At 40.3% G+C, this 16,236-nt stretch carries 17 protein-coding genes; 11 read left to right on the top strand and 6 right to left on the bottom strand.

The features are described 5' to 3' along the window. Position 1: 1 nt before the first annotated feature. The 7 genes from dapA to fabV all read left to right on the top strand — a co-directional run bounded on the left by dapA (position 2) and on the right by fabV (position 7,185). Positions 2–877, top strand: coding sequence for a 4-hydroxy-tetrahydrodipicolinate synthase (dapA, locus tag Q0058_RS09910; protein WP_298223421.1), 876 nt, complete (start codon positions 2–4; stop codon positions 875–877). Positions 878–1,008: 131 nt separating this feature from the next. Then, positions 1,009–1,803 (top strand): outer membrane protein assembly factor BamD, encoded by a 795-nt coding sequence (bamD, locus tag Q0058_RS09905; RefSeq protein WP_298223419.1) that lies wholly within the window; start codon positions 1,009–1,011, stop codon positions 1,801–1,803. Between the two features lie 7 nt (positions 1,804–1,810). Then, complete coding sequence (locus Q0058_RS09900; protein WP_298223417.1) at positions 1,811–2,134, top strand: DNA-directed RNA polymerase subunit omega; 324 nt, start codon at positions 1,811–1,813, stop codon at positions 2,132–2,134. A 7-nt stretch (positions 2,135–2,141) separates the two neighbouring features. Further along, on the top strand, positions 2,142–3,353 hold the full coding sequence (gene coaBC, locus Q0058_RS09895) for a bifunctional phosphopantothenoylcysteine decarboxylase/phosphopantothenate--cysteine ligase CoaBC (protein WP_298223415.1): 1,212 nt from the start codon (positions 2,142–2,144) through the stop codon (positions 3,351–3,353). Next, the gene (locus Q0058_RS09890) at positions 3,346–4,233 is read left to right on the top strand and encodes a DUF4835 family protein (RefSeq protein WP_298223413.1); all 888 of its coding nucleotides are present in this window, start codon (positions 3,346–3,348) and stop codon (positions 4,231–4,233) included. Before coaBC ends, Q0058_RS09890 begins: the two co-directional genes overlap by 8 nt. Before the next feature lie 34 nt (positions 4,234–4,267). Beyond that, the gene (recN, locus tag Q0058_RS09885; RefSeq protein ID WP_298223411.1) at positions 4,268–5,920 is read left to right on the top strand and encodes a DNA repair protein RecN; all 1,653 of its coding nucleotides are present in this window, start codon (positions 4,268–4,270) and stop codon (positions 5,918–5,920) included. 74 nt (positions 5,921–5,994) lie between these two features. After that, complete coding sequence (fabV, locus tag Q0058_RS09880; RefSeq protein ID WP_298223409.1) at positions 5,995–7,185, top strand: enoyl-ACP reductase FabV; 1,191 nt, start codon at positions 5,995–5,997, stop codon at positions 7,183–7,185. Between the two features lie 2 nt (positions 7,186–7,187). On the opposite strand, the gene Q0058_RS09875 is transcribed toward fabV, so the two are convergent. After that, complete coding sequence (locus tag Q0058_RS09875) at positions 7,188–7,820, bottom strand: hypothetical protein (RefSeq protein ID WP_298223407.1); 633 nt, start codon at positions 7,818–7,820, stop codon at positions 7,188–7,190. Between the two features lie 144 nt (positions 7,821–7,964). On the opposite strand from Q0058_RS09875, the gene Q0058_RS09870 reads away from it, so the two are divergent. Next, positions 7,965–8,585: a GNAT family protein gene (locus Q0058_RS09870; protein WP_298223608.1), complete on the top strand. Its 621-nt coding sequence runs from the start codon at positions 7,965–7,967 to the stop codon at positions 8,583–8,585. A 45-nt stretch (positions 8,586–8,630) separates the two neighbouring features. Beyond that, the gene (locus tag Q0058_RS09865; RefSeq protein ID WP_298223406.1) at positions 8,631–9,071 is read left to right on the top strand and encodes a hypothetical protein; all 441 of its coding nucleotides are present in this window, start codon (positions 8,631–8,633) and stop codon (positions 9,069–9,071) included. 82 nt (positions 9,072–9,153) lie between these two features. Here Q0058_RS09865 and Q0058_RS09860 read toward each other — a convergent pair whose 3' ends face one another. From Q0058_RS09860 to crcB, 5 genes are all read right to left on the bottom strand, one after another. Further along, positions 9,154–10,401 (bottom strand): peptidylprolyl isomerase, encoded by a 1,248-nt coding sequence (locus Q0058_RS09860; protein WP_298223404.1) that lies wholly within the window; start codon positions 10,399–10,401, stop codon positions 9,154–9,156. A 134-nt stretch (positions 10,402–10,535) separates the two neighbouring features. Beyond that, entirely contained in the window at positions 10,536–11,657 is a 1,122-nt protein-coding gene (locus Q0058_RS09855) for a peptidylprolyl isomerase (protein ID WP_298223402.1), read from the bottom strand. Between the two features lie 15 nt (positions 11,658–11,672). Further along, positions 11,673–12,239 carry a gliding motility-associated peptidyl-prolyl isomerase GldI gene (gldI, locus tag Q0058_RS09850; RefSeq protein WP_366869727.1) on the bottom strand — a complete coding sequence of 189 codons (567 nt, stop codon included), beginning with the start codon at positions 12,237–12,239 and terminating at the stop codon, positions 11,673–11,675. A 1-nt stretch (position 12,240) separates the two neighbouring features. Further along, positions 12,241–13,245, bottom strand: coding sequence for a bifunctional oligoribonuclease/PAP phosphatase NrnA (locus Q0058_RS09845; RefSeq protein ID WP_298223400.1), 1,005 nt, complete (start codon positions 13,243–13,245; stop codon positions 12,241–12,243). Positions 13,246–13,318: 73 nt separating this feature from the next. After that, complete coding sequence (gene crcB / locus Q0058_RS09840; protein WP_298223398.1) at positions 13,319–13,690, bottom strand: fluoride efflux transporter CrcB; 372 nt, start codon at positions 13,688–13,690, stop codon at positions 13,319–13,321. Between the two features lie 79 nt (positions 13,691–13,769). Here crcB and guaA point away from each other — a divergent pair, with 79 nt between their 5' ends. Further along, positions 13,770–15,299: a glutamine-hydrolyzing GMP synthase gene (gene guaA / locus Q0058_RS09835; protein ID WP_298223396.1), complete on the top strand. Its 1,530-nt coding sequence runs from the start codon at positions 13,770–13,772 to the stop codon at positions 15,297–15,299. A 15-nt stretch (positions 15,300–15,314) separates the two neighbouring features. Continuing rightward, complete coding sequence (locus Q0058_RS09830; RefSeq protein WP_298223394.1) at positions 15,315–16,220, top strand: LysM peptidoglycan-binding domain-containing protein; 906 nt, start codon at positions 15,315–15,317, stop codon at positions 16,218–16,220. Positions 16,221–16,236 lie beyond the last annotated feature (16 nt).

The following is a 16,236-nucleotide window of genomic DNA, read 5'->3' as shown; positions in this document are numbered from 1 at the left end:
CATGCAATCATTAGTAGGAACAGGAGTTGCCCTAATTACGCCTTTTAAGAAAGATCTTTCGGTAGATGTTGAAGCGCTCAAAAAAATCGTCCATTTCCAAATTGACAACCAAATTGAATATCTGGTAGTTTTAGGAACAACCGCCGAAAACGTAACTTTATCAGCTGCTGAAAAAGATTTGGTGATTCAGACGGTGATTGAAGCCAACAATAAAAAACTTCCGCTCGTACTTGGTGTTGGCGGCAACAATACGGCAAAGGTTATCGAAGAATTAAAAACCCGTGATTTATCTGGTTTCGATGCGATTCTTTCCGTTTCTCCTTATTATAATAAACCTACTCAGGAAGGCATTTACCAGCATTTCAAAGCGATTGCCGAAGCTTCTCCGTTACCAATAATTTTATATAATGTTCCGGCAAGGACTGGTAGTAATATATTGCCAACAACGGTGATTCGTTTGGCCAATGATTTCAAAAATATCGTAGCGATTAAAGAAGCCGCAGGCGATATCGTTCAAGCCATGAAATTGATTCAGAACAAACCAAAAGATTTTCTAGTGATTTCCGGCGATGATATGATTGCGTTACCTATGGTTTTAGCGGGTGGAAGCGGTGTAATTTCCGTCATCGGTGAAGGCATTCCTAAAATATTTTCAGAAATGATCCGTTTGGGTTTGCAACGGAAAGCAGATGAAGCCTATCAGATCCATTATAAAGTGGCCGATTTAATCGATTTAATATTTGAACAGGGCAATCCTGCAGGAATCAAAGAAGTGTTCAAATGTTTGGGATTGTGCGAAAATACGGTGCGTTTGCCACTAGTCAATGCCGATGCTGTGCTGGCTTCCAAAATCGAAAAATTCCTCAAGCAATTATAATATTCACATGAATTTCAGCCTGCATTTTATTGAGAAAAAAATATTTTGTAGTGTCTAATTAATAACTAAATTTGCAGTTCGTTTTTAGCACAGGCATCAGGCTGTAAATCAACAAGACCAATCAAAAAATAATGAATAAATTTTTATACGTTTTACTTGTTTCCCTCTTAGTTTGTTCTTGTAGCTCTTATCAAAAAGCCTTAAAATCAGATGATGTCGCGGTGAAGTATGCTGAGGCTGAAAAAAAATACGACGCCAAAAAATACAACAAAGCCATCCGTCTTTTCGAACAAATGGCACCGGCTTTCAGAGGCAAACCACAATCGGAAAAGATGTTTTATATGTTTGCCCAATCGTATTACAAGACCGAACAATATTATTTGTCAGGTTATCAGTTCGAGAGTTTCGTATCAAGTTATCCTAAAAGTGAAAAAGTTGAGGAAGCCGCTTATTTAGAAGGAAAATCCTATTCGATGTTATCGCCATCCTATAGTTTAGATCAAATAGATACTGTGAAAGCCATTGATAAATTGCAAACGTTCATCGATACTTATCCGAATTCAACTTATCTGCCTGAAGCCAATGCGGCACTCAAACAACTGACGGATAAGTTAGAAAAGAAATATTTCGAAATTGCGAAACAGTACAATACGATTTCAGATCACAAAGCCGCTTTGGTAGCCTTGGATCTTTTCATCAGCGATTATCCGGGAACGCAATATAAGGAAGCCGCTTTGTTTTACAGATTGGATTCGGCATACAAACTGGCCATCAATAGTATTCCTGCAAAAATGGAAGAGCGTTTGAAAAATGCCAAAGTGATGTACGGTAATTTAATGAAATTCAAAGAGGATACGCAATACAAAGAAAAGGCTGACGATATGTTGGTCCGCATTGAAAAAGATTTACAACAATACTCAAAATAAAAAAGTCATGGATTTAAAAAAGACGAATGCGCCAGTAAACACAATAACCTACAACAAAAGCGTTATTGAAGAACCGACGGGCAATGTGTATGAGGCCATTACCATCATGGCGAAAAGAGCCAACCAGATCAATTCCGAAATCAAAAAAGAATTGACTGAAAAATTGGAAGAGTTTGCGACTTACAATGACAGTCTTGAAGAAGTTTTTGAAAACAAAGAACAAATTGAAGTGTCTAAATTCTACGAGAAATTACCTAAACCACATGCTTTAGCTGTTCAGGAATGGTTGGATAACAAAATCTACCACAGATCAGAAAACAGCACTAAATAATTCAGCAATGTCAGTTTTAAGGGGTAAAAAAATAGTACTGGGTATTTCTGGTGGAATTGCCGCTTACAAAACTGCACATTTAGTGAGACTTTTCATAAAAGCCGGCGCCGAGGTCCAAGTGATCATGACGCCGGCTTCTAAGGATTTTATCACGCCGCTTACTTTATCGACACTGTCTAAAAATCCGGTGCATTCAAGTTTCTTTAATGAAGATGACGACAATGCCCAATGGAACAACCACGTCGAATTGGGACTTTGGGCCGATCTGATGCTCATTGCTCCGGCTACCGCCAACACACTTTCCAAAATGGCGAACGGCAATTGTGACAACTTGCTTATCGCTACTTATTTGTCTGCCAAATGCCCCGTTTATTTTGCGCCTGCGATGGATTTGGATATGTACAAACATCCGTCCACGATGGCAAGTTTTCACGCGTTGCATCAATTTGGGAATGTGATGATTCCTGCCGAAACTGGGGAACTTGCCAGTGGTTTGTCAGGCGAAGGAAGAATGGCAGAACCTGAAAACATCATCGCATTCCTTGAAGCCGATCTCGAAAGCAAACTGCCTTTGAAGGGAAAAAAAATACTTGTCACGGCTGGTCCGACATACGAAGCCATCGATCCTGTGCGTTTTATCGGAAACCATTCTTCGGGCAAGATGGGATTTGACATCGCTGAATGTGCCGCGAATCTTGGGGCAGAAGTAGTGCTTATTTCTGGACCGAGCCATTTGAATGTGAAGAACAAGAACATTAATTTGATTCGTGTGATCAGTGCTGAGGAAATGTATCAAGCCAGCCACCAATATTTTGAAGGAATGAATGTTGCGATTTGTGCCGCTGCTGTAGCGGATTATAAACCAAAAATCGTCGCGGATCAGAAAATCAAAAAGACTGAAGATCATTTCAGCATCGAACTCGAAAAAACAAAAGACATACTGGCATCCTTAGGCCAAATCAAAAAACAGCAGTTTCTCATCGGATTTGCTTTAGAAACCGAAAACGAAATTGAAAACGCCAAGCTGAAAATCCAGAAAAAAAACTTAGATTTGATTGTTTTAAATTCGTTGCAGGACGAAGGCGCCGGATTTGGCAAGCCGACCAACAAAGTCACGTTCATTGATCGCAACGGGACCATAGAAAATATGGAACTCAAATCAAAAGAAGCCGTGGCAGCCGACATCATTACTAAAATAATTCAACAATATCATGCGTAAATTAATCTTATGGGCAGCCTTTGTTTTTCTGGGAACTGCACACGCACAAGAACTCAATTGTACGGTAAAAATCAATGCCGATAAAGTGGCCGGAACCAATGTGCAGATATATAAAACACTCGAAAGATCATTGAATGAGTTTGTCAACAAGACGAACTGGACGACGCAAAAAGTAAAAACGAATGAGCGCATCAATTGTTCGATGTTTATTACGATTAACGAATTTGCAGGCAACCAGTTCAAAGCATCCATTCAGGTGGAATCATCGCGTCCGGTATACAATTCAACGTATTCTACGCCGGTATTCAATTATAATGACAAAGATTTTAATTTCGAATACAACGAATTCCAGAACCTGAACTTCAATCCAACAGCTTTCGATTCTAACCTTGTGTCTGTGCTTGCCTATTACAGTATGATCATTATTGGTTTGGATGCGGATACCTTTACACAAGATGGAGGCAGTCCATATTATGAGTTGGCGCAGGATATTGCCAATGTGGCACAGTCCAGTGGTTATGCTGGTTGGGGGCAAGGTGACAGCAACCAAAATCGTTTTTTCCTGGTCAATAATTTGTTGTCGAATATGTACGTACAGTACCGCGACGCCTTATACCAATATCATTTTGAAGGCCTTGATCAGATGCACAAAGACCAGAAAACGGCCAAAGAAAAAATTATCGGTGCCATTACCCAATTGTCTTATATGGAACAGAATAAACCGAATTCATTTCTGACCCGTGTTTTCTTTGATGCCAAAGCCGATGAAATTGTTTCTATATTTACGGGCGGCCCAACGGTTGATAATGCGGCTTTACTTGATAAATTATTTAGTATTTCGCCATTGAATTCAAGCAAATGGGCAGAAATAAAACTATAATCTACACCTAAGATTTTTTAATCGTTTTCCTTTCATGATACAATCGCTTTCCATCAATAATTTCGCTTTGATCGAAAAAATGGCTATCGATTTTTCGGATGGTTTTTCAATCATCACAGGAGAAACAGGTGCAGGAAAATCGATACTTTTAGGAGCATTGGGTTTGGTTCTTGGAAAAAGAGCCGACCTGACTTCGCTTAAAAACAAAGAGGAGAAATGCGTCATCGAAGCGGCTTTCGACATCTCTAATTACAACCTCCAACCTTTTTTTGAAGCCAACGACCTCGATTATGATGCGGTGACGATTTTGCGTCGTGAAATTTTGCCTTCTGGTAAATCTCGGGCTTTCATCAATGATACGCCGGTGAACCTTCAGGAATTGCAGAATTTGAGCGAGTTTCTGATTGACGTGCATTCGCAGCACCAAACCCAAGAATTGTCCGAAAACCAATACCAGTTCGCGATTATCGACGCTGTGGCTTCAAATGCTGATCTGATTGCATCGTTTCAGTCCATTTTAAAACAATACAAAAAAGATACGGCGGCGCGCAACACTTTACAGGTCGAACTACAGAACGCCCTTAAGGAACAGGATTATAATACTTTTTTATTGACCGAATTGCAATCGGTTTCATTAAAAACGATTGATCAGGCCGCATTGGAATCAGAATCCGAACAGCTCAGCAATGTCGAGTTTATCAAGGAACACATGCACAAAGCCATTACTGTGGCGCAAGAAGATCAATATGGTGTGATTTATCTGCTCAATGAAATCAGGAACAGCTTGCAGAGAGTAGCCGGTTTTTCATCAGAATACCAAACGATTTACGATCGCATCAACAGTATCGCCATTGAAATGGATGATGCCGTGGGTGAACTTGAGAAAATGTCCGAACATTTGATTCATGATCCCGAAAAGTTGGAACTTGTATCGCAAAAACTGCAATTGGTTTACACGCTTCAGAAAAAACATCAGGTGGCTACAGTTGAAGAATTGATAGCTATCCAAGCGGAACTCGAACAAAAAGTGGATTCGATCTCAGCAATAGAGGATCAAATCAAAGTCTTAGAAATATCCTTAAAAGACGCGGAAATTCAACTTGATCAGTTTGCCTTAAAAATACACGAAAATAGAATCAATGCCGTTCCTGCGTTGACCAATCAATGGGTTGAAATATTATCGCAATTAGGAATGCCGAATGTGCGGTTTAAAATTGAAATCACCGAAACCAACCATTACCTGACCAACGGAAAATCAGAGTTACAGTTTTTATTCGCTGCCAATCTCGGCTCCGATTTCGGATTGCTTAAAAAAGTAGCTTCAGGCGGTGAATTGTCCAGGATTATGCTGGCGACGAAAGCTATTTTAGCGAATTATTCCAAATTGCCAACAATCATTTTTGATGAAATTGATACCGGAGTTTCCGGAGAAATTGCCAACAAAATGGGCGAGATTATGAAAACAATGAGCCGAAACATGCAAGTGTTTGCCATTACGCATTTGCCACAGATTGCAGCCAAAGGCGATACGCATTTTAAAGTATATAAATCTGTGATGGCTGGCGATACGCTTACCGAACTAAAACAATTGACGCCCGAAGAAAGGGTCGTCGAAATTGCACAAATGTTGTCCGGAACCGAAGTTTCCGAGTCGGCCCTAAATCACGCCAAGGCATTGTTGAACTAAATTATTTGCGCTATATTTGTGTCGCTTTTAAATTAAAATCTAACGTTTTTTACCAATAGAAAATACCCAGTATTATGATCATAGAACCAAGAATGAGAGGCTTTATTTGTTTGACCGCCCACCCAAAAGGCTGCGAGCAAAATGTGAAAAACCAAATCGAATACATCAAATCCAAAGGAACTATTGACGGCGCTAAACGCGTCTTGGTTATTGGAGCTTCAACAGGATTCGGATTGGCTTCGCGCATCACGAGCGCTTTCGGTTCTAATGCTTCGACCATTGGGGTATTTTTTGAAAAACCTGCTGCTGAAGGAAAAACAGCTTCCCCAGGTTGGTATAATTCTGCGGCTTTCGAACAGGAAGCGCACAAAGCCGGGTTGTACGCCAAAAGTATCAATGGTGACGCTTTTTCTGACGAAGTGAAACAACAGACGATCGATATGATCAAAGCAGATTTAGGTCAGGTTGATTTGATCATCTATAGTTTGGCTTCCCCAGTGCGTATGCATCCGAAAACAGGAGTATTGCACCGCTCGGTTCTGAAACCAATAGGTGGTACTTTCACCAATAAAACAGTTGATTTCCATACAGGTAATGTCAGTCAGGTTTCGATCGAACCGGCCAATCAGGAAGATATTGATAATACTGTTGTCGTCATGGGCGGCGAAGACTGGTCAATGTGGATGGAAGATATGAAAAATGCCGGCGTATTGGCTGATGGCGCTACTACAATTGCTTATTCTTACATCGGGCCATCAGTGACCGAAGCGGTCTACAGAAAAGGAACGATTGGTAGAGCCAAAGACCATCTTGAAGCTACAGCTTTCAAAATCACAGACAGTCTCGAATCAATAGGAGGAAAGGCTTACGTTTCTGTGAATAAAGCGCTTGTAACCCAAGCCAGTTCAGCGATTCCGGTGATTCCATTATATATCTCGTTGTTGTACAAAATCATGAAAGCGGAAGGCATTCATGAAGGTTGCATCGAACAAATCCAAAGGTTGTTCAGCCAAAGATTGTATCAGGGCGGCGCAGTACCAACCGATGCGCAAGGCAGAATTAGGATTGACGATTGGGAAATGCGTGAAGACGTTCAGGAGCAAGTCGCTGCATTATGGGCGCAAGCTACTACTGAAACTTTGCCTGCCATTGGTGATTTAGCGGGTTATAAACAGGATTTCTTGAACCTTTTCGGATTTGGTTTTGCCGGTGTTGATTACGACGCTGATACCAACGAAATGATGCATGTGGAGAGTATAAAATAACTTTAGCGTTCAATCAATCCGTTGTAACTGTCGTAACGGTTTAACAATTTTCCGGTAAACACGTCGAGTTCTACGATTTCCATTTCTGTAATTTTCTGGTTGTTGGCTTGGCTTGTTTTGTTGGCCACGGTATAAACGTACTTTTCATTTTTCTTGAGATATTCAAGCTTCGGCTCAGTAACTTCATAGCCTTTGTGGGTAAAAACCTTGAGCGCCATTTCCTTGGCGGCTTTTTTAGAAATGAAAGTCACGGGATTGTTGTTGATCAGAAAATCAGGCACGGAATTGAGGTTGGGTTCTTCAAGCAGTTGAAGGTTGCCGTCGAGTTTGATCCAGATTCCAGATTTGACGCCTTCTATTTTGGTATAGTTGAAATGATATAAGATCCAGATCTCAAGAACATTTTTGGTGATTCTTTTTTTATCCAGAAATTGTTCTGTGCCAATTCTTTTATTGGAAATCAAATATTTGTAATGCGTTCCGGTATCCGAAATTTCAAAGTATTCTTTCAGATGTTCGCCCACTTTAGAAACTAAAATACTATCTGAAACAGTGAGTATTCGATTCGTATTGATATTGGTCGCCGTTACAGCAGTATAAAAACCAAGACAAAAAACAAGGTAAAAAAACCGCATACTTTTTCTGTTTTTAATTAAAAAACGCATTCATAAACAGTTATGCTAATTTTTAACATTTAAGTCCGATATTCCTAAAAAATTCGTTGAAATCCTAATAAATCTGTATAAGTGGCACAAATTGCGAAAACTTTGCGACCTTTAATGCTCAAATTCAATGGCCTGATGAAGATTGATCCAAACCTTATTTTAGAAAATGAAGCTGTGTTATTGCGTGCCATACAACCCAGTGATTTAGAATATTTGTTGCCCTTTTCAATCAACGAACCCGAGATATGGAAGTATTCTTTGGTACGTGCCAACGGAAAAGAAAATCTTGAGAATTACATCCGCATCGCACTCGAAGGAAAATTAAACCTGACCGAATTGCCGTTTATCGTTTTTGATAAAATCAAGCAGGAATATGCCGGAAGCACGAGGTTTTATGATATTAATTTTACTTTCAAAACGTTACAATTAGGATATACTTGGTATGGAAACAAATTTCAGGGCACCGGACTCAACAAAAATTGTAAATACCTTTTACTGGAATATGCTTTTGAAACTTTAGGCATGGAACGCGTAGAATTCAGAGCCGACAATGCTAACGAAAGAAGTAAAGCCGCAATGTTGAGCATTGGTTGCAAAGTAGACGGCGTGCTGCGAAGCAATATGCCTACTTTTGAAAGCGAAGTACGACGCGACAGTATCGTATTAAGCATCTTAAAAAAGGAATGGTTTGAGGAAGTGAAACCTAATCTCAAGACCAAGCTCGAATCTTATTGATGCGCTAACAGCATTCATCACGATTTTAAAATTAAATTATTTACCATGGAAATTAAACCCAAATTCGGAACCGACCAACTGCTTTTCGGAATGAAACAGACTGATGTGAAAAGTATTTTTGGCAATCCTGACAAGCAATTCAAAGATGATGACCAAAACATCATTTATGTCTACAACACACAAAAAATACGCTTGACCTTTTACGAAGATGAGGATTTCCGTTTGGGTTATATCATTGCTTCACATCCTATGCAAACGTTATTTGGAAATCAGGTTATCGGAAAAAAAGTAACTGAAGTTCAAAAAGAATTGGAGAAACAGGGTTTTAAAATCTGGGAAAAGGAAGATTTTGATCTCGCTGAAAATTATTTCAATGAAGATCATTGGCTCATTCTTCAGAGCGAATATGATCAAATCATCAAAGTGGAAGTGGGCGCTGTGATTAAAAACCAAGACGAATTTGACTGGAAGTTTGGCGCTAAATAAAATTTAAAACGGTTGTAAAATAATTTAGCCACGATCACTAGTATTAAGAAGTGATCGTGGCTAAAAAATATATTTAAAAGTTCTACTGTTTTGATGTGCCCGCAGTCTGCGCAGCGTTCTGATCTTTGGTTTCAAACAATTCCACTTCGAAAATGATATTGGAATTAGGGGGAATTACATTTCCTGCGCCACGTTCACCATAACCTAAAGCCGAGGGAATAAATATAACCGCTTTATCGCCCAATGACATATTATTAAGGCCTTCGATAAAACCAGGAATCAAACCATCTTTTCTGCCCCATTCGAAAGGGAAAGGTGCATAACCATTCTGAGAAGCTCGGTTCTGATCGAATTTGCCATACGTTTTATTAACCTCTTCATAACTGCTGTCGAACAACGAACCATCTTCCAAATAACCCGCATAATGAATGTAGATCGTCGATTTATCTGCAGGTTTTTTTCCTGATCCTTGTTTAATGATTTTATATTCCAAACCAGTTGGCGATTTTGTAGCCGTGGCTCTAACACCAGCCAAATATTTTACTTTTTCCGCCATCACCGGAGCGTATTGTGTCATGTAAGCTTTTTTAGCCTCAGCTGCAGCGGCATCTTGTTTCGCTTTTTCTTCCGCTTTGATGGCTGATTGTTTTTTATCATCTTCAGCTTTGTTCGCATAGTAATCAGAGAATACTTTTACTGCGTCGAAGGCTTTGGCTGCAGCGCCTTTACGGACAATGGCTACTTTGTTCATGACATCATCCTGAGCAATCGCATTCACGACATCCTGACCTGTAACGACATATCCGAAAATCGTATGCTTTCCGTTGAGCCATGGTGTGTCTTTATGTGTAATGAAAAACTGGCTGCTGTTCGTGGCCGGACCTGAATTGGCCATCGCCAAAATACCAGCTTTGTCGAATACGAATTCCGGAACGATTTCATCTTTGAAGCTATATCCACAACCACCAGAACCATTACCGGCAGGATCACCACCCTGAATCATGAAATCCTTGATCACTCTGTGAAATTTCAAACCATTATAATAAGGTTTCCCTTTAAGGTTTGGATCGGTTACGAAAGGGTTGGTTCCTTCAGCCAAAGAAACAAAATTAGCTACGGTAATTGGGGTTTTTTTGTATTCCAGACGAATGACAATTTTTCCTTTAGCAGTTTCAAATTCTGCAAAAATACCTTCTGCATTGTTTGCTGGCGCTGCTTTTTTAACCGTTGCTGTGGCTACTGGTTTTTTGGTGGCTACTGGTTTTTTTGTTTTTTGTGAATACACATTCACCATTCCTAAAAACAATAAAAAGATCACTTTAATTTTCATTTTTCTCAGATTAATATGGTCCTTACTTATTTCGCTTATGCAGGGATTTTCAGGTTATTCCCTTTATTTAAATTGATAATTGATAATTTTTTCCGCTGACGCTCCAAACAGTTCGGCTGTGCCTCAGGTGATAATTATTTTGGCATAGACTCCAAGAGTTCTATTTCAAAAATGATGTTGGCATTTGGGGGAATCACGCCACCGGCACCTTGCGCTCCGTAAGCAAGATGTGAAGGTATGAATAAAACTGCCTTATCTCCAAATGATAATTTTTCCAAGCCCTCGATGAAGCCCGGAATCATACCGTCTTTTTTCCCAAATTCAAAAGGAATCGGAATATACTGTCTTGCATCACAGCGTCTTTGATCGAATTTTCCGAAAGCTTTGGCTACGTTTTCCATGCTCGTGTCGAACAAACTTCCATCTTCTAAAAAACCAGCGTAATGGATGTAAACATTACTTCCGGCAGTCGGTTTTTTACCTTTTCCTTTAGTAATGATTTTATACAGCAAGCCTGAATTTGTTTTGGTTGCTGCTTTTCTGAGGGTTTCAAAAGAAGTTACTTTTTGTTCTTTAACAACTTTGTATTTGGCCTCATAAAGCTTTTTGTTTTCAGCATCGATTAAGGCTTGTTTTTTCTGTATTTGAGCTTCATGCGAAAAGAAATCGCTGAAGGTTTTTGTGGCATCAAACTTCTTGGCTGCAGTTCCGTTTCGGATGATGGTCACTTTTAAGATTTCATCGTTCTGTTCTATTTTGTTGACGACTTCCATGCCGTTTTCTATCACGTGTCCGAAAATCGTATGTTTCCCTTCGAGCCATGGTGTTGCTACATGCGTGATGAAAAACTGGCTGCTGTTGGTTCCCGGACCTGAATTTGCCATCGCTAAAATTCCGCCTTTGTCAAAATGCAAATCGGAGATTTCATCCCTGAACAGGTAACCAGCATCACCGGTTCCGTCTCCTAATGGATCTCCACCCTGAATCATAAACTCAGGAATGACGCGGTGAAATCTCAATCCGTCGTAAAAAGGTTTCCCTTTATATTCAGGCTTCACGAAACTATTTTTTCCTTCTGCCAGACTTACGAAGTTGGCGACTGTAATCGGTGCCTTTTCAAAATCGAGCGCCAGAATGATATCGTCTTTACTGGTTTTGATTTCGGCGTAGAGGCCGTCGGGAAGTTTGCTGTATGGATCTTTACACGAAGTTAAAATGGCAACAGCCAAAAGTAGGATCGGAAAATATTTTTTCATTCTTAGCTTAAAAATTTATTCGGTTTTTATTGTGTTTTCTGGATTAAAGTCTACCAAAGTTACGGTGCAGATCAAAGGCTGATTATGTCCGATGCGTCTGTCATCGCCGTGATAACCATAGGCCATATGTGATGGAAACAGGAAAGTAACGGTTTCATTTTTATGCATTAATTTGATACCGTGGCGCAGGCCCATCATGATTTTTTGTTCCTTATCTACATGATACACTTGCGGACGCAATTCGAGTTCGGAGTAGATTACGTTGCCGTCGAGATCTTTTACTTCGTAATTGAAATTAGCAATATCGCCTTTCTTCGGACGCAAAGTGTCCAAAGTATTTTTCTTGTCGTAACGATACCAATAACCCTTTTGAGAAGTAAGATATTTTACATTCGGATCACTTTTGATAATGGAATCAATTTTGGCCTCTTCCCCTGAAATGAGTTTTTTGTTGCGTTCCGCCGATTCTTTGAGGAAAGTTCCCGAAGAATGTGAAATAGGTTTACGCGCTTGTTGCTGAGAACAACTAAACAAAATCAGTCCCGTAAAGAGCATGACTAATAATGAAGTGTACTTGCTCATGTTATATTTTTATTTGGGTTATTAAATCCTTGAATTTTGCGATGGTAGCTTCGAGCGATAAGTTCGATTTTCCACCGGCTGCATTGATGTGCCCGCCACCATTGAAGTGATCTCTGGCAAACTGGTTGACATCGAAATCGCCTTGCGAGCGCAACGATATCTTGATGATGTTTTCGTCGCGGTGTTCTATGAATATGGCTGCAAAGTCAATCCCTTTGATGCTCAATCCGTAATTGACGATGCCTTCCGTGTCGCCTTTGACATAATGGAATTCATCGAGTTCCTGCTGAGAAAGCGAAGTGAAAGCGGTTTTATGTTCAGGAAAAACTTCCAGATTCTCTAAAGCCCTTCCTAATAATCGCAAACTGTGCTGCGAATTGTTGTCAAAAAGCAATGACGGAATTTGCGTATTTTCAACACCTAAATCAATTAAATCGGCAACGATGCGATGCGTATTCCCGGTAGTTTTAGGAAAACGAAACGAACCGCTGTCCGTCAATATTCCGGTGTAAATGCAGGTGGCAATGGTTTTATCAATCAAGTTTTTTTTGTCTAGCATCAAAATGAAGTTGTAAATCATTTCACAGGTGGAGCCAAATTGCGTATCAGAATAAGTATAAGTAGCGTAATTATCCGGTTTTTGATGGTGGTCAATCATGATGAAAGGCGCGGTCAGCGTACTCAACACTTTTTCCATTTCACCGGTACGATGTAAGGCATTGAAATCTAAGGTAAAAATCATGTCAGCTTCCTGTAATATTTTCGTAGCAGTCACGCGGTCGTTTTCATAAATCAGAACCTTCTCGCTGCCGGGCATCCAGGCTAAGAAATCAGGGAATTCGTTGGGAGCAATTACGATGGGTTGATGGTTGCATTTTAAAAGAAAATGATACAGCGCTAACGTCGAACCCATAGCATCGCCGTCTGGACTTCTGTGCGGAATGATGGCAATTTTCTTTGGTGTAGCAAGCAACGCGACAATAGACTCAATAACTTCTTTTTTCATAGGCTGCGAAGTTACATTTTTTTCGCAAAACTGAAAGTATTTAACAAGTTGTTATCACTTAAAAAAGCGTGATTTATTTCACCAATAACAATCCCAACCAAACCGCTAACAAGCCGACGACAACACTTGCAGCGATGTATAGGAATGCCAAACCTGAATGTCCGTTTTGCAATAACGAGATATTTTCCAATCCGAAAGCGGAAAAAGTAGTGTAACCTCCGCAAAATCCAGTTACTAGCAACCATTTCATCGAAGAATCCGTGATTTGGTTTTTTTCGAGCGTGCCCATGATGATACCAATCAATAAACATCCGATAACATTAATTACTAAAGTCGCCCATGGAAAAACCATAGGATAATTTTTTTGAATCAGAGCAGTAGTCAAATAGCGCAAGATGCTTCCTAAAGCACCGCCTAATCCAACCAATATAAGCGTTTTGAACATGGTTTCGGGGAATTGATTTTGTTCAAAATTAATTTTTAATTTCTATTTCACGTCTAAAATTTTAAAAGTATTTTTGCCCATGCAACACAACGTACTTATTTTAGATTTCGGATCGCAATACACACAACTTATTGCCCGACGGGTTCGCGAACTCAACATCTTTTGCGAAATTTTCCCTTACAACCATTTTCCTGACGATTTATCAACTTACAAAGCCGTCATCCTTTCCGGAAGCCCTTTTTCGGTTCGGGCTGATGATGCACCGCATCCTGATTTGTCGCAGATTCGCGGTAAAATGCCTTTGCTGGCGGTTTGTTATGGCGCGCAATACCTCGCTCATTTCAGCGGAGGCGAAGTTGCACCTTCGAACACACGAGAATATGGCCGAGCGAATTTGTCTTACATCAAAGACGGCGAAGCGTTTTTTGAAGGTGTTGATGCGCATTCGCAAGTCTGGATGTCGCATAGCGATACGATCAAAACATTGCCTACAAATGGCGTAAGATTAGCAAGTACTAATGATGTAGAAAACGCTGCGTATAAAATTGAAGGCGAGACTACTTACGCGATACAATTTCACCCGGAAGTCTACCATTCCACCGATGGTAAAAAGATGCTCGAAAATTTCTTAGTCAACATTGCTCATGTGCCGCAGAATTTTACTCCGAATGCTTTTGTCGAGGAAATGGTCAGCGAGTTGAAAGCGAAAATTCAGAATGACAAAGTAGTGCTAGGACTTTCGGGCGGCGTCGATTCGACTGTGGCGGCCGTTTTGCTGCACCATGCGATTGGCAAAAACCTGTACTGCATTTTTGTGAACAACGGTTTGTTGAGGAAAAATGAGTTTGAAAATGTGCTCGACCAATACAAACATATGGGGCTCAATGTCAAAGGCGTTGATGCTTCCGATAGGTTTCTGAGCGAACTCGCCGGCGTCAGTGATCCTGAGACGAAACGGAAAATCATCGGGCGTGTTTTCATTGAAGTATTCGACGATGAATCGCACCGCATTGAAGACGTCAAATGGTTGGCACAAGGCACGATTTATCCCGATGTGATTGAATCGGTTTCCGTAAAAGGACCATCGGCTACGATTAAATCGCATCACAATGTCGGCGGATTGCCAGATTTTATGAAACTCAGCATTGTCGAACCTTTGCGCATGCTGTTTAAAGATGAAGTGCGCAGGGTAGGAGCCACTTTAGGAATTGATGCGGCCTTGTTGGGACGACACCCATTTCCCGGTCCCGGATTGTCAATTAGAATACTAGGTGATATAACTTTAGAAAAAGTTCGTATATTGCAAGAGGTTGACGCGATATTTATCGAAGGGTTGAAATCTTTCGGTTTGTACGATAAAGTCTGGCAAGCGGGCGCGATTTTGCTGCCTGTGCAGAGTGTCGGAGTGATGGGCGATGAGCGTACTTACGAGAAAGTCGTAGCACTCAGAGCTGTAGAATCCACAGACGGGATGACTGCCGATTGGGTGCATTTGCCCTATGATTTCCTGATGAAAATATCGAATGAGATCATCAATAAAGTGAAAGGCGTAAACCGCGTAGTATATGACATTAGCTCCAAACCACCTGCTACAATTGAATGGGAATAATTTAATTCAAGGGTTATGAAAAAAATGTTACTGGCTTTGATTGCGATGGGCATGATGAGCTTCAGTTTTGGACAAAACAGAAAAAAAGATCAGGAAGTTGATATCATTGATCATCAGGTGCAATTAGGAGAATCGATCCGTATGATCTCTAAAAAATACCTGGTTGATCCTTCAGAAATTTACAAACTCAACAAGTTTGCAGTAGAAGGCATCAGCCAAGGGATGGTTTTAAAAATTCCTGTTCCGAGAAAAGAAGGTGCGCCTGCCAAAGAAGTTGCATCTGCCTCCAATGAAGATATCGCTGTGAATCAAAGCGGTAGTTCAACTTCTCAAGAAGTAGTTGCTGTCGATAAACCCAGTAAAGCGTATCCTGAAAAAACAGAAACTGTAAAAACACAACCTGTTCAGGAAAATCCAACTTCAATTCCCTCGCCGGCTTCAACGCCTAAAAATGATATCAAGAAAATTGTCATCACCGAAAGAAAAACCGAAGTCAATCATAAAGTGGTGGCTAAAGAAACGCTCTATAGTCTGGCCAGAGATTTCAATGTTTCTGTAGAAGATATTAAAGCCAACAATGCTGAAGTGCTTAAAAACGGATTGCAAATCGGGCAAATCATCAAGATACCCACAGAAAAGAGTATTGATATCAAACAATCCACTTCAGTAACCGATGAAACTCCAAAATCAGAAAAACCAAGCCGAACCACAACCGAAACTAAACCTGTCGTAGTTCAGAAAAACACTACTGAAACTGCTGACGCTAATGTTATCAAGCACAAAGTAGAACCCAAAGAAACGCTTTACAGTTTGTCGAAAAAATACAATGTCACTGTGGACGATATCAAAATGCAAAATGAGGCTTTATTAAAAAATGGTCTGCAGATTGGCCAAACCTTAACCATCAAAACAAACAATTAAAGTATAATGCGCCTGC

Origin of the sequence: Flavobacterium sp. (assembly GCF_027484705.1) — a bacterium.
Lineage (GTDB): Bacteria > Bacteroidota > Bacteroidia > Flavobacteriales > Flavobacteriaceae > Flavobacterium.
Note: the sequence above shows the minus strand (reverse complement) of the source record. Positions and strands in the feature narration are given on the sequence as shown.